The sequence below is a fragment of the Virgibacillus proomii genome, from assembly GCF_018916875.1.
Classification (GTDB): domain Bacteria; phylum Bacillota; class Bacilli; order Bacillales; family Amphibacillaceae; genus Virgibacillus; species Virgibacillus proomii_B.
The window spans coordinates 200,156-219,977 of record NZ_JAHLNO010000004.1 but is presented as its reverse complement, the minus strand read 5'-3'; the positions used below and the strand labels follow the sequence as shown (position 1 = coordinate 219,977).

The window sequence follows — 19,822 nt, the reverse complement described above, 5'->3', positions numbered from 1 at the left end:
AACCTACAAAAGTTTTTTCAGAATATCACTGAAAAAGCAAATATTTATCCAGACGTAATACCTCAACACTTTAAAGAAGGGATTTGCGGTATCTATAATTCGGGAAAAAACAAAGGGGGAAAATTCAACCGATGTCATCGATCCAATATGAAAATAAATATTTACGCCAAATTTTTGAGAATATTCAAGATGGTATTATCATCATGGATCAAAGCCGCAAGATTTTAGCCATGAATCCGAGTGCAAAAAAACTAACGGGATGGATGGTACATGACCGTGTCCCATATTGTTCTTTTTGTGAGCAACGACGCTTACGAAGTGGCGAAAATACATGTTATCTCATCGCACATGACGAAGTCCCATATTTTCTTTCGGATATGCCGACCTATCATGGCAAGAAAATAAACGTAGAAATGAGTACTGCTTTAATGTATCACGACAAACAGACAGATCAAAAAGAATATTTGCTTGTTTTGCGTGATCAATCTCTCATGCAAAAGGAAAAAGAAGCTCAGCTGTCAAAACAAATGATCCAAAAGCTGATTGAAGCAAAGGAAAATGAACATAAACGTCTGGCCCAAGAGCTTCACGATGGAGTAGGGCAGGCTTTATACAGCATTTCCGTCGCTTTGCAGGCAATTGAGTCGTTTGTGAATGATAAACGTATCCAAACTTACGTAGACGATGTGCGAGAAGAGCTAAACGCAGTGATGAGTGATATTAAGGCCTACTCTTATCAGTTACGACCGCAAAGCATTGATAGATTAGGTTTAATCGCAACGATAAATGGTTTAATTACGACGTTAGAAAAAAGCAATCCATCCATTACGTTTACCTTTTCATCTAATTTAACAGACCGCCTTCCACCTTTAATCGAAATTAATTTATATCGTGTTATTCAAGAAGCATTACACAATATGATTAAATATGCTGATGCAAATCAGGCAGATATTGAACTTATGGAATTATCGCATAAGCTCGAGTTAACGATATGGGACAACGGTATCGGCTTTGATATAACGAAAGAACGCTCAAAAGGTCTTGGATTAAAACATATGGAAGAAAGAATCCATTTGCTGGGAGGTGCTTTTCACATCGTATCAGAGTTACAACGGGGGACAATTATTCGTGCATCCATTCCAAAGGGGGAGAAGTTTCATTGATAAAAGTATTAATTGTTGATGACCATCGTTTAATTCGACGTGGTCTTAGACTGTTGCTCGAAGCTTATCCTGATATTGAGATTATCGGAGAAGCAGAGGATGGGGAGCAAGCCATATTACTAACCAACAGTAATGAAGTCGATGTCATTTTAATGGATATATCGATGCCAAATGGTTTAGACGGTTTTACTGCTTCAGAAGTTATTTTAAAACAAAACGAACGGGTTCGGATTATACTTTTATCTATGCATGATGAGGAGGTTTATATTCAAAAAGCAATCCAAATTAATGTTTGTGGCTACATTTTAAAAAACAGCAAAGGTAGTGAGCTACATGAAGCGATTCATGCTGTTTATCAAGGTAAGCGATACTACAAGGTGGGTATTCCCAAAGAACAACTTGATAAATTGTTTAAGCATAGCAAAAAAGATTATTCCATTCTTTCTGTTAGGGAAAAAGAAATTCTTCGCCTCACCATTCTTGGCTATACAAATAAGCAAATTTCTCAGCGCTTAATCATCAGTCCAAAAACAGTGGAAAATCATAAAGCAAATATGATGCAAAAACTTCATTTGAAATGTAAATCAGAGTTAGTTCAATATGGCTTAACGAATCACTATCACACCATTTAGCCATATCATCCAGTTCATATTACCGAATAACAACAAAGGTGGGATACAACAAATGAGCTTTGGATTTATCATCCTCATTTTTTTAATTGGTTTTATCGGTTCATTTATCTCAGGAATGGTGGGAATTGGTGGTTCTATCATTAAATACCCTATGTTATTATACATTCCCGCTTTACTTGGATTTGCAGCTTTTAGTGCACATGAAGTATCAGGTATCAGTGCCGTTCAAGTGTTTTTTGCTACCATCGGCGGCGTATGGGCATATCGTAAAGGTGGGTATTTAAATAAAAAGCTCATTTTATATATGGGTGTTAGTATTTTAATCGGTGGACTCATTGGCGGATACGGATCCAATCTACTTCCAGAAGCTGCCATTAATATCGTTTATGCTATATTAGCGACGATTGCCGTTATTATGATGTTTATGCCAAAAAGTAATGATGATCCAACAAATCTAAACGAAGTGACTTTTAATAAACCACTTGCTGCCGGCTTATCATTTATCGTAGGGATTGCTGCAGGTATTGTTGGTGCGGCAGGGGCATTTATTCTTGTCCCGATTATGATTACCGTCTTAAAGATTCCAACACGTATGACAATTGCCAGTTCCCTTGCTATTACATTTATTTCTTCCATTGGTTCTACCATTGGCAAGATAGCTACAAATCAGGTATTGCTCGTTCCTGCGATCATCATGATTATTGCAAGCTTAATTGCTTCGCCACTCGGAGCAGCATTGGGAAAACGCGCAAATACAAAGCTTCTCCAAGCATTACTTGCTCTTTTAATATTAGCTACTGCAATAAAAATCTGGTGGGACATTCTCATTTAATGATTGAAATGCATTTTACGTGCAAGCTGGAATAGCTTGCACGTAAAGTATTTGTTTTCTCAAACCATTTAGTTTCGTTCTTTTACTAGCGGTGGATCAATATCATAAATAACCGGTTCCTCTTGCTTTAAATCCGAGTACGTATGAATAATATCCGGATTGTAAATGACTTGCAATCGAGATGGTCTAGTTCCTTGCCCTTCTCTTCCTTCAAAATATCTATAATTAGCTTCTTGTGCTCCTTCAAAGCGTTGGTAACTCGCTCGACCGCGAATCGCGTTTAACACAATACGCCGTGCAGAGATGCCACCACTAATGTGAATATTAGAGCCCACTCCAAACATCTCAAAATCACTTTCTGAATAAAAAAACCCTCGGATATTACTCGGTTCATCCTGATTAACACTATTGTTGCTTATATGGACTTTTCCATTGGCAAAAATAATTAGGGATCCTTCCTTTCCATCATTTACTAAGCCGTTAATACGGGTGTTTTGAATCGTCACATCCCCATTAACATATATAAGTGTATTTAATTTTGCATCTACGCCCTTTATCGTTAAGTCACCATCTATATAAATGGATCCTTCCATTTGAATCTTGTCATAAGCCTCAGGATTATAATTATTGTCACCAATCGAATGATTTCCAATATAAAGATTTCCTCCAACATACATCCCTTCAGAAATCGTCGTTTTACCGAACTCGTTTTTATTACCTCGAATCAATAGATTTTTTTCAGTAGCGAATTTACGAAAAGTATTAGTTCCTTGTAATCTATATTCGCTAATTTCATCACACCACCAAAAGAAACAATCTTCCGCATAAGGATATACTTTCTCTTCTGCATACTGATTACCTGTTTCTATCCGATAATTATGGAGGATATTTCGATCTTCTACATCATCTTTCGTATAATAAAAGCGATCACGCTGCTCACGAATCTTCACTTTATCTTGAACCGGTGCCCGATTTACTATATCTGGCGCCTGCAGGAAAGCTTCCTCTGGTCGATTATGCTTTTTATATGTGGGAGTAGAAAAATGCGTAGAATTAATATGATCGGCATACCTTCCTTGGAGAGGATGTTCGATCGTATACATATTTCCGTCTAATACGAGCTTCGCCTTCTGATCATTTCCACTTGGAAGAATACTTGGGAAAAGGGAGTCTAACCAATAATCTCTGCTCAACAAAGCATATCCTCTATTTGAAGTGATGATATGATTATCAACCTTTAAATCACCTTTAATAACAACTCCACCGTGTAAAAATAAATTCCCTTCACCAGGAATCCGACCACAATCTTTCTGTTGTTCACAATTATTATGAGAGCCAATCGCATACTTTAAGGCATCTGGAACGGTCTTTGCACCAATCTCAATGTTTGCATAAATCGTTCGTTCCTTCCCTTTTTTTGTACCGACACTTTTAAACGGAACGAGTTTACGAAGTTCATTTTTGGAACCATCCTGATCAAATATATCCTCCCATTCCCCATCAATACATGCTGAATATTTCCCGATTGTTCCCCCTGTTACTAAATTTGCTTCACAAGTATAATCAGCTAAGACATCTTCTAAGATTTGAGCGAATTGGTGACGTGGCATCCCGTTTTCACTCAACTTTTCCTCTAATTGTGTATTTATTTCTTGCGTAATATGTTGCATTCCTTTATCCGCTAGTTCTGTCGCTTGGACATATTCTTCACGAGCTGTATTTTTTTTCATACCTGACATCGTAAAAGCCACAGTCGACAGAGCTAATATCATAAATAAAACGGTAATAAGCAATGCTAAAAATAAGGTATAGCCCGCTTCATTTTGCCAAAAACGCTTCATGCTTCTCACTCCTTAGGCACGATATCGATATCATTTATAATTCCAATTTCACTTTCCAGATGCAAGGAGTTTCCATTTTTTTCTAAAACTAATGTAATATGAAATAATCCATCCTTTTCCCTTGTTATTTTCGACCGATGACGTATGCGTACGCCACTGGATGCTATCGGATAACTTGTTTGTTTAATAATGACTTTTCCATCTGCTATGCCGATTTTTTCCTCTGTGTCTTTTAAAACAATGTAAAATCCATCATCGGTATGAAATTCTTTAATTTCACTCACCTTTAATGTATATAATTCTTCAACCAGATGTGCCATTATTAAATCGGCCGAATCCCGAAGTTCAACATTTGTCTTTGTTCGTTCGTAGGAGCGATAACCATTCAGCAAAATTTGCACAGCAATCACAGAAATAATCGCCCCAATAACGAATACGGCAAGCACTTCGACTAATGTCATACCCTGTTCATTTCTTCTAACCATCCCTAACATAGCCTTCCACTTGATTTTTAATTTTCTTTGTTTCATCTTCCACCGTCACGATAACATTGATCAAGCCAAGTTTTTCCTCATTTACAACATAGCTATCTTTGCTTTGGCTTGCTGTTATTTCAACCAAATACCTTTTGTTATTAATCGTCGGTTGATATCGTTGTTCACACTGCGCTAAATGTTGTTGTTTACAAGTTTCGTATGTATACGTCATCGGTTCGTTAAACTGTTCCGATTTTTTTATATAAGCAAATGGCTCCATCTTCATTCGCTCCATAGTCGCTTTACTGAGATTCATGACAAGTAGCTTCTCATTATTAGTTACAGCTGTTTTATTGGTGAAAATAAATAAATTACTAACCCCAATAAGTACGATAGACAGAATGACAAGTGAAGCCAGTACTTCAACCAAGGTAAATCCACGTTGCTGAAACATGTACTCACTCCTTCCAGAGGGAAGCTAATTTTCATCATAAAATGTCATTAATTCGACGTAATATTCTACCGTTTTATCAGGTTTTTCTGCTTGATTGCGCTCTATTTCACCTGGTTGCTTCATTTCAATTGTATGGACAATCGTAAGCCGCTCCAGTTTTTCAACTTCTTTTAAAAACTGCTTAAATTGCTTGTAGTCGGGTGAAAAAATCTGTACTCGCAGCTGAACAGTATGAACCGAATTGGCAACTGTCTCCATTACGTGCTGTGCAGCATCTGATCCTTCTTCTTCCCCTTCGTCTTCAGTAGCAGTTGTTTCCTCTTCTTCGGATGGAGCTTCTTTTGCTTCATCTGTGGCGTCTTGATCCTCGCCCTCTTCTTCCTGTTCCAAATCAGCTAGAGGTTGATCATAGGAAAACTCCATGTTTTCAATACGACTAGAGCTAATTTGAGCGTTTTTTTCCAGCATGAGTAGTAATTCATCTAACTCTCTTGATGATGGTAATTGCCTTTTCACGGATATCGTATCGATTTCCGGATCTTGTTTCTCAGCTTCTGCTAGTTTTTGTTCATTTTGTGAGATTTCTTGTTGAAGAGTTCGTTTATCCGTTTCCTTTGCTGTGACTTCATTTGCTAATGGTCGAAATACAGCGATATACAACACAAGAAGTAAGACAAATAATAAACCAACAATTACAATGAACAAGGACTTTTTTTCTTGAAATAGATCATTCATTATTTGCGCCCTCCAGTAACACTTCTTTGTTTGGTTTAAACGTTAATTGAACATCATAACGGGGAATAACATCATAATTTACTTTTTGATTATTCTGATTCTCTTCCGACTCATAAGCAGAAAATGCCTCTACCTTCGTTATTGCAGTATCGTAGACGTACTTCGAATCATCTAGATGTTTAACATAACTAGAAGCAGCAGATAACGTTTCGAACTGTGTTTGAATCGTCACATTTGTCAACGTATATTCATATTCACTAAGATAAGCGTTCTCTGGTAAGAGCGCTGTTAATTCCTCAATCAGCTTAGAAGTATGTAATTGATACGATTGAATAAATTCTACCGCCGTTTGCTTATCCTTTCCTTTTGCTTTAGTTAAATCGCTTAATTGCTTTTCTAACGCCATGTTTTGTTCGTAATCTTGGTTATACTGCGTTGTCAGCTTGTCCAAATCCTTCGTTACTTGAAAATAAAAGTAAGCCAATATACCAAAAGCGATAACTATTAAAGCAACGCTTGTAAGGAAGCTATAATATAGCCATTGCCTCTCTTTATGCTTTTCAGGGAGTAAATTAATGTCTGGAAGCATTAGCTGTATCTCCTTTCAACGCTAACCCAAGTACAGGAACAAAAGCTGTATTCTCATTTTCTACATTCCCACGCAAAATGGTAACAGATATGGAAACGGATGCTTTTATTTTTTCTGCTATCGATGATAAATGAGGCATATCTCCATATAAAATAATGGCTTCAACTGTCTTCTCGCCTTTATACAAGGAATATCGATAAAAATCCATAATCCGCTGCAGCTCCGTCAACTCATCCCCCATAACCTGATTCCATATCTCTACTTCTGGTACAAATGACCAATTTAAATCTTTGCTATATTTAGTATCAGCCTGCCAATCTGCCCTTTGCAAATTAAGTTGCTGAAAACGGATAAACTCAGGTAAATGGCGATAAAAAATACTAATGTTCGTAGATAGTAAATTACATTCAAACAATAAATAGACTTTTTCATGCTGTGCTATATACTGATGATGAAAATAACGAAAAACCCCAAGCGGTTGAATTTCGAACGCAATTGGCGTCCAGCCTACATCTTCAAACACACCTACATATTTCAGAATTTCCTCTTCTGGTGCAGCAAATAAGATGCCCTTCTTTGTTGCTTGTTCCGTTTGTTCTTGATTCATATTTGGGACAAACACATCCAGTAGTGGCGGTGAAAAAGGAAAGTGAATAGATTTCCCGACCTCCTCCATAAAATAGGTGTTTATCGCTTCCGTTTCTAATTCGCTAGGGACATCAACATGACGCATAATAACAAGTGAATTCGGCACATAAAATCGAACTTCTCGATGTTTTAGCTTCCAGTAGTGGACAAGTTCCTTCATAAACTGGTAAAATCTTAGTTCATCGATAATCTTCCCGTGCTGAATTAAATCACGAGGTAACTCTCTTTCTTCTAATAGACGAATCGTCGTTAAATCATGCCCTTTATTTTCTGCAATTCGAATAACGTAATCATCAATCATTATATTTACAACACGTTTTGGCTTAGATAGTAAAAACATGTGGTCACCTTCCTACATAGCAATCAAAAACAGCTGAATAAAATCGTTTAACTCATCTGTAAAAAAATAAAAAATCATGGCAGCAATACTAATAAACGGTGCAAATGGCAAAGGCTCTTTTCGTCTCCTCACTTTTCTAGCAATTTGGATCACACCATAAATCAGCCCAAACAAAGAAGCTAAAAAGAGTGTCCAAATCACTCCTGCTGTCCCAACAAACATCCCTAAAACGGTGAATAGCTTGATATCTCCACCCCCCATTGCTCCTTTACTTAACAAACTGATAAGAAACAAAAGAAAAAAAGCAACTATAGCGCCAAGATAACTATCCCACCACGGAGAAGTATGCAAAAACAGCCGTAAAACCAACATAAGACAGCCAAAAAAAAGCAGCACTTTGTTTGGAATTATCATGTTTTCTAAATCAGCAACCGTTACTGTAATCAGTAATGAAATAAGCAAGAAAGCTATGACTAGTTCACTCGACCATCCCACTCCAAGTGGAACTGTAACAAATAAAAGCGCTGTAATACACTCGACCAGTGGATATTGAAACGAAATAGGTTCTTGACAACCTTTGCATCGGCCTTTTTGCATAAGAAACGATAAGACGGGTATCAGTTCCATTGCAGTCAGCTGGCGCTTACAGTTCGGGCAGTATGATCTCGGATAGATGATCGATTGATTCGCAGCAAGGCGAATGCCAACCACATTGAAAAATGAACCGAATACTAAGCCGACGATAAACAGATAGATATATAGGAGAGCTTCGATCATTGTCCGCATACCTTTCTCTTTCTATATGTGTTAATATGTCCAGCCTCCTATAATATCAGGGGCTTGGACATATTTAGTTATTAAATAATGTGTAATTAATTCACAAAACGATGTTATAAATCATTAATTACAAGCTTTGCGACCACCATTAAGATCCGCTTCGCTTTTATTAGTTAATTTACAGTTTTTTCCGTCGAAATTATTAATATAATATTTTTCACCGCTACTTCTTGTTACAATTACACCTTTTCCGTAATCTGTGTTTTTATCATTCCATGGATCCAAAATCTCTTTTTCAATGAAACCTTCTTTCTTTAGATCATCTAATGTTACACCATTTTCACCAATATTCCCGCCAGTAGATTCATGCATTTTCGCAGCGGAAATAATTTGCTGGGCATTTGCCACATGGCTATCCTTTTTCGAGTTTTCAATCACATTACTAATAACAATAAAAGCAATCGCTGCAACAATCGCTAAAATAACGACAACTGCAAGTAATTCCACAAGTGTTAACCCACGTTGATCCAATTTTAATTTTTGTTTCCATTTTTTTAACATCCTGTTTCCACTCCTTAAAATGAATGATATGATGATAGTGTTTCATCACTTGCTCTGCCCTCACTACCACCCCCTTAAAATTAAAATGAATCTTCAATTATCTGAAGTTTCCTTCATCCCTAAATTGATTGTTAGATAAACGGATTGGGAAGTCGGTGTTGAATCCTCCGTCTACGGAGTATATAAAAAAAGAGGTATCAGCCAGTTACACGCATGGACAGACTGCTCTCTCTATTGGATTTCTGTAAAAACAGTAAACATCGGAATAAGAATAGCTAAAACGATAAATCCGACAATCGTGGCAAGAAAAATAATCATAACCGGCTCGATAAGTGATTTCAATGCATCGACGGTGCGATCAACATCCTGTTCATAAAAATCGGCAATTTTCATAAGCATATAATCGAGTGACCCGGTTTGTTCCCCAATAGCAACCATTTGGGAAACAAGCGGGGGAAATACCCAACTATCAGCTAGTGGCTCCGACAAAGGGCTGCCCCTCTCTAAATTGTCATGCGACTCACGTACCACTTTCCTGATAATTGGATTTCCGACCACTTTTTCAACGATTTCAAGAGCGTCCAAGATGGGAACTGAGCTTGCGAATAACGAAGCGAGCGTCCTAGTCATCCGGGCAATTGCTGACTTTTGTAATACTTTTCCAAAAACAGGTAGCTTTAAGATAACTAGATGCACACCATAATGAAAAGTTTTATTCCGTTTAAATAGCGCAATAAAGGTACTAATACATACCATTAGAATCAATAGCACGAGCCACCATAATTCCTTCACGATCTCACTCAGCTTCATCACTATTTTAGTTATTGCCGGTATTTCTCCATCAAATTGATCGAAAATCGTGACAAAATTCGGAACGACAAAAATTAACATAAAACTTACAACAACTAAGATTAATACGAATAAAATAATTGGATACGTCATCGTTGACTGCACTTTTCGTTTCAATGTATATTGCTTTTCATAGTATGTAGCGAGGCGATCAAGGGTCTCATCGAGATTTCCTATCATTTCGCCGGCACGAATCATGTTAACAAATAACACGGGAAATATTTTCGGCTGTTTTTTAATTGCAGTCGAATACGCTTGTCCCTCTCTCACATCATCCTCCACTTGCAATAATGCCTTTTTTAATGCCTTGCTATCGGTTTGCTGAGCGAGAATATTTGTCGCTTCAACAATACTAATACCTGCACGGATTAATGTCGCAAACTGTCGGCAATAAATAACGAAATCACGGTTTTTTACAGAATGCATGGTTAAGGATAAATTCTTATTAAAAATCGTTTCTTTCGTCTCTTTTATTTCTCTTAAGTTAACTCCGCTTTGTTGTAGTTGTTTTATCGCTGCATGTTTAGAAACACTTTCGATCGTTCCACGTTTTACCTTTCCTTTTTTTGCTCGTACTACATATTTATATAGAGGCATTACATAACCCCCGAACGCGACAGATAAGACTTGGCTTCTTCATTGGTAATTTTATTTGCTTGGAGTAATTGGTTTATTGACATTTGCAACGTATGCATCCCCATGCAACGACTCGTTTGAATGACATTTTCAATTTGTTCGACCTTGTCGCTGCGAATTAAGTTAGCGATTGATGGATGATTAATAAGTATTTCCGTTGCCGCAATTCTTCCGCGATGATCCATACTCTTAAATAGTCGTTGCGATAAAATACCTTCTAATACATCCGCTAGTTGTACCCGAATTTGCCCTTGTTGATGTGGTGGAAACACATCAATAATTCGGTTAATCGTTTGGACCGCGCTATTCGTATGCAAAGTTGCCAGTACGAGATGTCCCGTTTCTGCAGCAGTAATCGCAGTTGAGATCGTCTCTAAATCTCGCATTTCTCCAACTAGAAGAATATCTGGATCTTGACGTAAAGATGCCCGCAATCCCTTTGCAAAGCTTTTTGTATCCACGCCAACTTCCCGCTGATGAATGATAGACTGGCTGTGTTGATGAATATATTCAATGGGATCTTCTAATGTAACAATATGCTTTGCATTATGATGATTGATATAGTCAACCATTGCCGCGAGTGTTGTTGTCTTTCCTGACCCAGTTGGACCGGTCACAAGAATAAGCCCATGCGGCCTTAACGCCAATCCTTTTAAAATAGCCGGCATATTTAATTCTTCAAGACTAGGAATGTCATTCGGAATAATCCTGGCTACAAAACTAACTTGTTGTTTTTGATAATATACATTTAAACGAAACCTTCCGACATCCGTAATTTCATAGGAAGCATCCAATTCACCTTCCTTTAAAAATGTTTCCCATTGTTTAGGTGATAACATTTGCTTGGCCATTTCTACAATATTTGTATTGGTTAACCGCCTCTCACCAAATGATGTTAGTACCCCATTGATACGAAAAACTGGAGGACAACCAACAGAAATATGTACATCAGAAGCATAATTGTTAACTGCCGCCTTTAGTAGTTCATTAATATCTAATTGCACTTTGATTCACTCCTATTCTATAGCTGCAACGCGCAATACTTCTTCTGTTGTCGTTAATCCTTGAGCTACCTTCATTAATCCGTCATCAATTAATAACCTTGTTCCGGCACTTTCAATATGCTCGCGAATTGTATTAGCATTTCCTGATTGCATGATTAATGTACGAATTTGTTCATCTACCACCAGTACTTCATGAATGGCTAACCTGCCCCGGTATCCGGTCATGCCACAGCTAACACATCCCTTTCCTTTGACTACCTTAGAAACTTTTATATTTCGCTGTTTAAAAATAGCTTGTTCTCGCTCTGTTGGAGCGATTTCGATTTGACAATCACGACATACTCTTCTAACGAGTCTTTGACCCACCACTCCCGTTAAAGATGACGCAATAAGAAACGGTTCTATTCCCATATCAATTAACCGTGTTAACGCTGCCGGTGCACTATTGGTATGCAACGTACTAAGCACTAAATGTCCTGTTAAAGATGCCCGAATGGCAATTTGTGCTGTTTCTATATCACGTATTTCCCCAACCATGACGATATCCGGATCTTGGCGTAAAATCGACCGCAACCCATGCGCAAATGTCATGCCAATTTGCTCCTTCACTTGAACTTGATTTATCCCATCCAAATGGTATTCCACCGGATCCTCGATCGTGATTATATTTACGTCTTCTTTATTCAAGCGATTTAATGCTGCGTATAAAGTGGAGGACTTTCCGGCACCAGTTGGACCTGTAATTAACACAATTCCATTTGGTTTTTCAATCATACTCGTAAATGCATGTAAATTTGCTTCATTAAAACCCAGCTTATCCAAATCATCAAACGCATTACTTCGATCTAAAATTCGCATAACAATTTTTTCTCCATACATGGAGGGCAGAGTAGAAATACGAATATCGATTGGTTTAAAATCAATATTTACTTGAATTCTTCCATCTTGTGGTAAACGCTTTTCGGTTATATTTAAATTTGCCATTATTTTAATTCTTGCTGTGATAACATTTTGCATATGTTTTGGCAAAGAACGCTCTGTCCGTAATACACCATCGATTCGATAGCGAATTCTCAGCTCCGTTTCTTGCGGATCAAAGTGAATATCACTAACCCGCTGACCGACTCCATTGGCAATGATCTGATTGACAAGCCGAACAATTGGTGAATCTTGATCTGCTATTCCAGTCTCGGCTACTTGCTCTTCCTCCGCCATATCATCAAATACATCAGCCAATGATTCTTGTAAATCATAGTACTTTGTAATCGATTGGAAAATATCATCTTTCGTTGCAATGGCCGGAGTAATTTGATAACCGGTTGCCATTCTCAATTCTTCAATCGCAAAATAATCCATTGGATCTGCCATAGCCACATACAATTTATAATCTTCTGTTCGTATTGGCATTACATCATGGCGTCTAGCTAACTCTCTTGGTACAAGTTGAATTGCCTCTTGCTCAATCGAGAATTGCGACAAGTTAATATGAGGTATACCTAACTGAAATTCTAAAACTTCAATTAATTGTTGCTCTGTAATGTATCCTTCGCGTAAAAGTGCATCCCCCAGCTTCTCTTCATTGTCTTTATTGGCTAGTGTCGTATTCAATTGATCTTCCGTTATTAAGTTAGATGCTACTAATAGATCACCTAGTCGTTTTCTTGCCATTACTGCTGCTCCTCTATCTTTCGGTTATCTGTTTTTTTCTCTTTAATGATTAACTGTTCATTTAACTGCTTATCTAATGTTTCCATTAGTTTCAACCATTCGATAAACAATCCTATTAAATCATCCTGGTCATTTTCACAAAGCATTTGTTTTAACTCAGGCGCTTCATTTAAAAACTCTCCCATTTTATTTTTCACTGTTTCTCCTTCACAGTAATGTTTCTTTACCTTTTCAAATTCTTCTTCTTGTTTAACAGAATCACTTGTATTCAAGGAAAATTCAGGAAGTTCTGCTGTTTCATTAAGATCTTTTGCGATTTCGAGATCTTCAGGTGTGGTCTCATTTGTTTTAGCTAGGTTATCTTGTTGATCTTCATCATTTTTCCTCTCTTGCAAAGAGTAAAGAATAATCTCATGCTTTGGTGGATAATAGTGACTGCGAATGAACTCCCGATCTAATTCGGCATCTCCTTGATAACTCACCCGATAAACATCTAGGCTTGCCCCTGCAACTCCTGCTTGAATTACTTCCTTTTTGCCCGGAGCTAATTTATGACTATATCGTTTTATTGTTTTTGGCTTTATTTCTTTTCGATTGGTAATTTCATAAGCATATCTTTTATCACTTGGAAATGTATGTAATGTAAAATGCAATTGTCTTTTTTTAAACTCAGCTTGAAGTAAATAAGCAGATTGGTTTGGGTTATAAAAGATAAGATTTTTATTTTTCTTATTAACCGTTGCTTCAAGCCCTGCTTCCGTGTAGTCAGGCATTATATTTTTTACGTGATGCTCTATAATCTTTACGTTTGTCTGCAAAGCTAAGCTATAAATGGCTGATGCCAACAGATTTATATCCGTTTGTGAATAAGCTAGAGTATCGTTCATATGAAGCATATCGATAAAGGAAAACCGACTATATGGTTCAATAATTGTTCCATTTATATTATTTGCAGCGTACTCCATGAAAGTTTTTGAATGATTCGTAACATTTAATTTAATATCAGCTACTTTTTCAAAAATTTGTTTGGGATCTTGTTTATACTCCAGTGCTATATTTTCTTTCCCCAGATGACTGGCAACTTGTTCTGCATGTTTAAGAACTGCTTTTACATCAATATATGCCGGTAACATAAGTTCTTCATCAGCTGATAAATTTACTTTTACATTTAGTGGTATATTTACATGATCCGGCTTTCTTAAAAAATTACTCCAACGTCGTTTCGTTTCTGCTTCTAAATCTTTCAATGTATCCTCAATAGAAAAATCAAACATAGCCTTTGGAATTTTCCACTGTTCATATTCACTTTTAGCAATAAGAAAATCACTATCTTGCTGCCATTGTTCCACTTCGGACTCTATTAAAGTGCGAATCTCTTCTTTGGAAAGATCCTGTACTGAAATTCCAGCTATATATTCTCCATCAGCCTTTTTAGGTTCCGCCTGACTAATGGAAAAATAAGCAGCTGCCATACTAATTGAAAAGAAAGTTATTAATGCAAGAATAAATTGTTTTAATTTCATGAATTCATCCCATCACTTTCTAATTTTTATCCCGTTTCTGAGACTCCCTATCAGCTCTACACTAAATAGATAAGTAACTTAACTCTACCTGTTCTCCGTTTGAAGCTCCGTTAGTATAACGTTTTCATTGTATTGTTATTTATCGACAGGGGCTTTAGACTCCTATTTAAAAATGTAGGTTTTCTATAAATTGATAAATATGTATATCTAACCATGTAAACGATCCAAACGATTTGTTTTTTTTAGAAAAACTTGGCTTATCGTCAAGTCTTTAACGAAAGCTGTAGTTTTTCTTATACTATAAAGTGAAACTTCATTCCGCGGAATGCTTTTTCACGGAATGTTAGTTTGAACGAATCGGGCATTTAGGTGCCGTATTCTCCCACTTTGACCCTTTGTATCAACTAAAGGCTCTTGAAGTGGGAATCTTACGGCACCTTACATGCGGGATAAACCCTAAAATTTTATACTTTCCTATAGTACAAAAAAATGCCCCTACATAAATACAATGATTTACGTAGAGGCCGGTTGCACCACTAGCTCCATGCGATCTCAGGCGCCCAATTACAATCGCATATCGTTGCTTCCTCAATATTTATTCACTTTTTTAGTACTTTAGAATCATTTAGTGTATAGGTATATATTACCAACATTCAGCTTTGCTTGTCAATTGTTTATATAAAACATAAAGAAGTATTTTATTAATCGACAATAAAACATATAAATAACACACTTAAAGATTTTTCAAATATTAATTCTACTTCTGCGTTTAAATTTTTTATATGGAACAAAAGCGTAGGCGATCGGTTAGCAATGTGCAAACCGGAGACTTCTAATAAGATAAAGAAAACATGCCTCTAAAACAGGGGTATGCCGACGCCTGAGCAATCAGCCCGCTTTAGTCGACCTTCCTTTAGATTCGAACCGATGGTGATTTACCGTAGAAAGGAAGATCGAAGTTTGTTAGAAGCACGAACACATAAGCTAGACGAAGTAGCCTTTCAAGAAAATAGCCACGTAGAAACGGATATGTTCATGTTAGAAAAACTTGGCTTATCGCCAAGTCTTAGCGAAAGCTGTAGTTTTTCTTATACTATAAAGTGAAACTTCATTCCGTGGAATGCTTTTTACACGGAATGTTAGTTTGAACGAATCGGGCATTTAGGTGCCGTTTTCTTCCACTTTGACCCTTTTGTACCAACTCAGGATCTTATAGTGGAAGTCCTACGGCACCTTACATGCGGGATAAACCCTAAAATTTTATACTTTCCTATAGTATAAAAAAGCTGCCCACTACATTTTTTAAATCGGGCAGCTATATCAATGGATTTATATTTTGTCACTACATCCATTGCATAATCAGAATGACAATCGCCGTTAGTAACAAGCCATAATGACCAGGACAAAAAGAAACGAGGTGTTTCGTCTGTTTATCTTGGGGTAATTCCGATAAAGAGCAACTCTTACAAGATATGATGTTTTTCTTCTTCAATTGCTTATCCTTTTAAAGCTTGCTGCACCCTGTTTGGGTCAAAGCCAATGATCCATTTTCCATTAATTTTTGTTTGTGGGACTCCCAGTTGCCCTGTTGTTTCAACTAAACGTTTGGCAGCTTGTTGATCTGTTTCAATATTAATCGTCTTATAAGGGATATTATTTTCTTTTAAATAATTTGTCATCATCGTACAAAATGGACATGTTGATGTTACATATACTTCAGCCGTAGCCATCATATTATTTCTCTCCTTTTCATATTCATTTAACCTCATTTTATACCCCTATAGGTATAAAATCAAGTAGCCTGCTCTAACTATCTCAAACAGACAATCACCCCCTTTAATAACACATCCATTTGCTTTTTCAAAACATCATTAAAATTGCGAATTCAGATAAAAAAAGCCCAGTCATTTTATTATTAGATGAATAACCACATCATATACGCGGATAGGAGGGTAAAATGATGGATTATTTACAATATCAAGATGTAAATCATAACGAATTAGCGAACAATGAATCATACCATGATGATTTAGCTACGAATGAAATGTCAAATGATGAAAGGTAATTCGACCTTGGGGATGGGGGTTTGGCAGACCTTTTTTTGGCTTCGATAGACCATTTTTTGGATTTGGCAGACCATTTTTCTGGAGGAGGCCTTTTTTGGTGGTCTATTTTTAGGAGGCTTAGCTGGCGGTTTACTAGGTGCTTCTCTCGTTAGTCCATATTATGGATATGGTCCCGGATATTACGGCTACGGGCCAGGTTATTATGGCTAATGTTGTTTTGAAGAGGCACTACATTCTTCCTTTCAACTAAAATACTGCTTCCATCTATCAAACTTTTTTACGTTAATAAATGATAGTGAATGATTCATGCAGCTATTCCCTGCTTTCTTTATGTTTCTCTAAATTAAAGTGAATAAAAGCGCAAGCTGGAAGTGTAACTAAAAAACTAAAGGTTGTGGAGATCATATAAGAAAAGACATTGGCTTGCACTATTACACTTTTATTTTATGCATTTTTTCTTATTACAATCATCTTACCAAATTTGACATCTCCTCAAGGCACATAGGCTGCTGCAACACCTCATAAAATAATTAATCTAAAAAATAATAAAAAGCACAAATAATAGGTGAATATCATATCATAAAGTAATAAACCGAATTTAATAGAAGGTGGTAAAACATGTCTTCCGTTGTAGGGCCAGTAAAAGTAGTACGTGTAGGACCTGGTTCACTAGTAAATGTCGGTGATATCTATAGCTTGTCACCATCCGATACTAGTAAATCAAACACTGGAGCTGGAGCATTGAATACAGGTGATTCCATTAGTGTAAGTAGTCGCTCCAGTTCTTTTAACCATTATGATCCTGACTTAAGCGATCAATCCAAATTCTAAGCTTAAATTATAAATATTTTTATGTACCTATGCATCATCATTTCCTGCTCAGACGTTAAAAACAAAACATTCGGTGTAAACACAATGAAATTACTTGTTATAATAAAAATCAATTTATACAAGGAAGTTCATAAGTAATTTACACCGAATATTTTTAAAAATATTTTTAACGACAATTTTAAAACATAAATAAAGTAAAACTTCATTCCGTAAGGCTTTTCCTTTATTCCCTACGGCAAAGAATTAGATCAAAGGCTATAATCTCGAGCCTTTGAAAAACCGCGATGTGTCGCTGTCACAGCTTTCCATGTCCTTGTAAAGAAAAGCACTTTGAATTGGACTGACTCTAATTTTAAGACCAGCTAAGTCCATATAGATCTTACATTTTGGTAAATTAAACCCGCTTAATTCCAGTTCCTTCTCCACTTGTCGAATTACTTTGATCAATTCCCCCCAATCATACCAATCTCCGTAAGGCATAATTAATCCTGGCGATTGTCATTCCATTTAATAAAAAATCCTCGATTGCTGATGGATTGGCAAGTAAAGAAATATCTAGTGTTACCATGATCTCCGGTATTAAAGCTCCTATTTGTATATAAAACAAATTGCTTTCTTTGGGACTGCCTGTTTATATTGGTCGACGGAGGTTACGGATAGTATCAATAATCCGTTATTTAAATTTTGACAAGTGTTATATAAGCCTTTAATTATATGATCGATATAGGTCAATTGTAGACCTTTCGCTTGTAAATAATTCATCATTGAATGATTCATGCTGTTTGTTAGCTCGATAAAAGCGAATAAGTTTTCAGCACTAAACTGTTGATGCAGAGTTGGATAAATTTTAGTAAAGAAGTTCTGCTTTTCAATAATTTTTTGATATATATTTACTATTTGTCTAGAATAAAGCGATCTTTTCCCCCTCTTTATTTGTACTTTATAAGTAAATCTTATTGAGAACGGAATTATAAAGACAATCAGCCGGCCTTTATTTTTATACATAATATGCTTTTTTCTGTATATTATGCAACTGGAACTGGCTATTTATCAAAATCTTCTCGTTGAGAGTTGCTTATTTCATCTGACAAACCCAATAGAAGCTAATTCTGATAGATTATCAGTTGCATTTATTATAATTATTATTATTTGATAATATTATAATTTAAGTGTATAATATAGATTGAAATAAAATAAATTACAAGGAGTGGGGATAGATGAATCAACAATTAATCGATGCACTTAACAAACAACTTGCCAACTGGAATATACTTAATACAAAGCTTCATAATTATCATTGGTATGTAAAGGGACCGGAATTTTTTACACTACATGAGAAGTTTGAAGAATATTATAATGAAGCAGCAGATTACATTGATGAAATCGCTGAACGAATTTTAACCATTCAAGGAAAACCGCTTGCCACTTTAAAAGAATATATGGAAGTAGCTACTATTGAAGAAGCGATCGGAAAAGAGTCAGCCAATGAGATGGTGGATCAAATAGCTAAAGATTTCCAAAAAATTGTTGATGACTCCAAGGAGATTATTGAAGCAGCAGAGGATTTACTAGATCAGCCTACAAGTGATCTATTTATCGGCATAAAAACTTCATTAGAACAACATATATGGATGCTAAATGCATTCAATGCAAAATAAGGATACTTCCATCCATGAGGACGACTATCCCCATGGATGGTGCCTAGCATTTGTTGCGTTTCTATGATTAACTATTTTAGCAGTTTTATAGATTATCCTTTTTAAATATAATTCCTTATTTTTATAATAAGGAAAATTAACGGATGTTGATTTTTACTTTGTTACCGCGTTGTCAATACGATATAATTAAAACTATTTCTATTTATCCAATAAACTCAAACTTTTACTTAGTAATGATAAAAAAATTACTTCACTATAATTTTCTGCTAATGGTTGACCTTCATACTTCTACAATTTTGGTAGAAGATTTATGCTTTTGTTTCACTAACTTCAGCAATGATTTTCAACCGGGATGTACAGGAGTGGGAGTATTTTATACTATATTCTAATGAATGCAGCAGCTTACATTGATGAACGAATATTGAAAAACACTTTGCCACTTTAAAACAATATATGGAGTAGCTACTATTTAAGAAGCGATCGGAAAAGAATCAGCCAATGTAATAGTGAATATTTGGGTACCGTTATCTCCCCTAGAC

The 19,822-nt window shown here is 36.2% G+C and carries 19 protein-coding genes, 1 pseudogene and 1 riboswitch; of the genes and pseudogenes, 6 read left to right on the top strand and 14 right to left on the bottom strand.

Translation table 11 applies throughout. From position 1 onward, the window contains the following. The first annotated feature begins 131 nt into the window (after positions 1 to 131). The 3 genes from KQI21_RS02240 to KQI21_RS02230 are packed head-to-tail and all read left to right on the top strand — an operon-like array spanning position 132 to position 2,627. A complete protein-coding gene (locus KQI21_RS02240) occupies positions 132 to 1,163 on the top strand; it encodes an ATP-binding protein (protein WP_216482375.1) in 1,032 nt (343 codons plus the stop codon). After that, on the top strand, positions 1,160 to 1,795 hold the full coding sequence (locus tag KQI21_RS02235; protein WP_216482374.1) for a response regulator: 636 nt from the start codon (positions 1,160 to 1,162) through the stop codon (positions 1,793 to 1,795). Before KQI21_RS02240 ends, KQI21_RS02235 begins: the two co-directional genes overlap by 4 nt. A 52-nt stretch (positions 1,796 to 1,847) precedes the next feature. After that, positions 1,848 to 2,627 (top strand): sulfite exporter TauE/SafE family protein, encoded by a 780-nt coding sequence (locus KQI21_RS02230; RefSeq protein ID WP_216482373.1) that lies wholly within the window; start codon positions 1,848 to 1,850, stop codon positions 2,625 to 2,627. 68 nt (positions 2,628 to 2,695) lie between these two features. Here KQI21_RS02230 and KQI21_RS02225 read toward each other — a convergent pair whose 3' ends face one another. From KQI21_RS02225 to KQI21_RS02165, 13 genes are all read right to left on the bottom strand, one after another. Then, positions 2,696 to 4,468, bottom strand: a complete 1,773-nt coding sequence (locus tag KQI21_RS02225) for a bactofilin family protein (protein WP_216482372.1) — start codon at positions 4,466 to 4,468, stop codon at positions 2,696 to 2,698. 5 nt (positions 4,469 to 4,473) lie between these two features. Then, positions 4,474 to 4,962: a PilW family protein gene (locus tag KQI21_RS02220; protein ID WP_216482371.1), complete on the bottom strand. Its 489-nt coding sequence runs from the start codon at positions 4,960 to 4,962 to the stop codon at positions 4,474 to 4,476. Then, positions 4,946 to 5,398, bottom strand: a complete 453-nt coding sequence (locus tag KQI21_RS02215; RefSeq protein WP_216482370.1) for a type IV pilus modification PilV family protein — start codon at positions 5,396 to 5,398, stop codon at positions 4,946 to 4,948. Before KQI21_RS02215 ends, KQI21_RS02220 begins: the two co-directional genes overlap by 17 nt. A gap of 24 nt (positions 5,399 to 5,422) precedes the next feature. Further along, on the bottom strand, positions 5,423 to 6,133 hold the full coding sequence (locus KQI21_RS02210) for a hypothetical protein (RefSeq protein ID WP_216482369.1): 711 nt from the start codon (positions 6,131 to 6,133) through the stop codon (positions 5,423 to 5,425). After that, positions 6,126 to 6,722, bottom strand: a complete 597-nt coding sequence (locus KQI21_RS02205) for a PilN domain-containing protein (protein ID WP_216482368.1) — start codon at positions 6,720 to 6,722, stop codon at positions 6,126 to 6,128. The genes KQI21_RS02210 and KQI21_RS02205 overlap by 8 nt, the downstream gene beginning before the upstream one ends. Continuing rightward, entirely contained in the window at positions 6,706 to 7,710 is a 1,005-nt protein-coding gene (gene pilM / locus KQI21_RS02200) for a type IV pilus biogenesis protein PilM (protein ID WP_216482367.1), read from the bottom strand. The genes KQI21_RS02205 and pilM overlap by 17 nt, the downstream gene beginning before the upstream one ends. Positions 7,711 to 7,722: 12 nt before the next feature. Continuing rightward, positions 7,723 to 8,496, bottom strand: a complete 774-nt coding sequence (locus tag KQI21_RS02195) for a prepilin peptidase (protein ID WP_253291249.1) — start codon at positions 8,494 to 8,496, stop codon at positions 7,723 to 7,725. Positions 8,497 to 8,610: 114 nt separating this feature from the next. Next, on the bottom strand, positions 8,611 to 9,048 hold the full coding sequence (locus tag KQI21_RS02190; protein WP_216482366.1) for a type II secretion system protein: 438 nt from the start codon (positions 9,046 to 9,048) through the stop codon (positions 8,611 to 8,613). A 231-nt stretch (positions 9,049 to 9,279) separates the two neighbouring features. Next, entirely contained in the window at positions 9,280 to 10,494 is a 1,215-nt protein-coding gene (locus KQI21_RS02185; protein WP_216482365.1) for a type II secretion system F family protein, read from the bottom strand. Then, positions 10,494 to 11,537, bottom strand: a complete 1,044-nt coding sequence (locus tag KQI21_RS02180) for a type IV pilus twitching motility protein PilT (RefSeq protein ID WP_373687617.1) — start codon at positions 11,535 to 11,537, stop codon at positions 10,494 to 10,496. Before KQI21_RS02180 ends, KQI21_RS02185 begins: the two co-directional genes overlap by 1 nt. A 12-nt stretch (positions 11,538 to 11,549) precedes the next feature. Then, entirely contained in the window at positions 11,550 to 13,205 is a 1,656-nt protein-coding gene (locus KQI21_RS02175; RefSeq protein ID WP_216482364.1) for a GspE/PulE family protein, read from the bottom strand. Continuing rightward, entirely contained in the window at positions 13,205 to 14,728 is a 1,524-nt protein-coding gene (locus tag KQI21_RS02170; RefSeq protein WP_216482363.1) for a VanW family protein, read from the bottom strand. The genes KQI21_RS02175 and KQI21_RS02170 overlap by 1 nt, the downstream gene beginning before the upstream one ends. Positions 14,729 to 15,241: 513 nt before the next feature. Then, a riboswitch (cyclic di-GMP riboswitch) is annotated at positions 15,242 to 15,325 on the bottom strand. Between the two features lie 899 nt (positions 15,326 to 16,224). Then, positions 16,225 to 16,458, bottom strand: coding sequence for a glutaredoxin family protein (locus KQI21_RS02165; protein WP_216482674.1), 234 nt, complete (start codon positions 16,456 to 16,458; stop codon positions 16,225 to 16,227). Between the two features lie 334 nt (positions 16,459 to 16,792). Here KQI21_RS02165 and ymaG point away from each other — a divergent pair. Together ymaG and KQI21_RS02160 are read left to right on the top strand one after the other, a co-directional pair. Further along, positions 16,793 to 17,004 (top strand): annotated as a pseudogene (ymaG, locus tag KQI21_RS15965) (inner spore coat protein YmaG). A gap of 408 nt (positions 17,005 to 17,412) precedes the next feature. Next, positions 17,413 to 17,625, top strand: a complete 213-nt coding sequence (locus tag KQI21_RS02160; protein ID WP_216482362.1) for a spore germination protein — start codon at positions 17,413 to 17,415, stop codon at positions 17,623 to 17,625. A gap of 255 nt (positions 17,626 to 17,880) precedes the next feature. Here the strand turns inward: KQI21_RS02160 and KQI21_RS02155 are convergent, their stop codons facing one another. Then, positions 17,881 to 18,072: a hypothetical protein gene (locus KQI21_RS02155; protein WP_216482361.1), complete on the bottom strand. Its 192-nt coding sequence runs from the start codon at positions 18,070 to 18,072 to the stop codon at positions 17,881 to 17,883. Positions 18,073 to 18,842: 770 nt separating this feature from the next. On the opposite strand from KQI21_RS02155, the gene KQI21_RS02150 reads away from it, so the two are divergent. Next, positions 18,843 to 19,283: a Dps family protein gene (locus KQI21_RS02150; protein WP_216482360.1), complete on the top strand. Its 441-nt coding sequence runs from the start codon at positions 18,843 to 18,845 to the stop codon at positions 19,281 to 19,283. Positions 19,284 to 19,822: the final 539 nt, after the last annotated feature.

Bases quoted from the DNA above. Each gene is read 5' to 3' on its own strand.
- KQI21_RS02230 (WP_216482373.1), top strand. From the start codon at position 1,848: ATGAGCTTTGGATTTATCATCCTCATTTTTTTAATTGGTTTTATCGGT.
- KQI21_RS02210 (WP_216482369.1), bottom strand. From the start codon at position 6,133: ATGAATGATCTATTTCAAGAAAAAAAGTCCTTGTTCATTGTAATTGTT.
- KQI21_RS02165 (WP_216482674.1), bottom strand. From the start codon at position 16,458: ATGGCTACGGCTGAAGTATATGTAACATCAACATGTCCATTTTGTACG.
- pilM (WP_216482367.1), bottom strand. From the start codon at position 7,710: ATGTTTTTACTATCTAAGCCAAAACGTGTTGTAAATATAATGATTGAT.
- KQI21_RS02185 (WP_216482365.1), bottom strand. From the start codon at position 10,494: ATGCCTCTATATAAATATGTAGTACGAGCAAAAAAAGGAAAGGTAAAA.
- KQI21_RS02215 (WP_216482370.1), bottom strand. From the start codon at position 5,398: ATGTTTCAGCAACGTGGATTTACCTTGGTTGAAGTACTGGCTTCACTT.
- KQI21_RS02225 (WP_216482372.1), bottom strand. From the start codon at position 4,468: ATGAAGCGTTTTTGGCAAAATGAAGCGGGCTATACCTTATTTTTAGCA.
- KQI21_RS02160 (WP_216482362.1), top strand. From the start codon at position 17,413: ATGTCTTCCGTTGTAGGGCCAGTAAAAGTAGTACGTGTAGGACCTGGT.
- KQI21_RS02175 (WP_216482364.1), bottom strand. From the start codon at position 13,205: ATGGCAAGAAAACGACTAGGTGATCTATTAGTAGCATCTAACTTAATA.
- KQI21_RS02240 (WP_216482375.1), top strand. From the start codon at position 132: ATGTCATCGATCCAATATGAAAATAAATATTTACGCCAAATTTTTGAG.
- KQI21_RS02205 (WP_216482368.1), bottom strand. From the start codon at position 6,722: ATGCTTCCAGACATTAATTTACTCCCTGAAAAGCATAAAGAGAGGCAA.
- KQI21_RS02220 (WP_216482371.1), bottom strand. From the start codon at position 4,962: ATGTTAGGGATGGTTAGAAGAAATGAACAGGGTATGACATTAGTCGAA.
- KQI21_RS02170 (WP_216482363.1), bottom strand. From the start codon at position 14,728: ATGAAATTAAAACAATTTATTCTTGCATTAATAACTTTCTTTTCAATT.
- KQI21_RS02195 (WP_253291249.1), bottom strand. From the start codon at position 8,496: ATGCGGACAATGATCGAAGCTCTCCTATATATCTATCTGTTTATCGTC.
- KQI21_RS02190 (WP_216482366.1), bottom strand. From the start codon at position 9,048: ATGTTAAAAAAATGGAAACAAAAATTAAAATTGGATCAACGTGGGTTA.
- KQI21_RS02150 (WP_216482360.1), top strand. From the start codon at position 18,843: ATGAATCAACAATTAATCGATGCACTTAACAAACAACTTGCCAACTGG.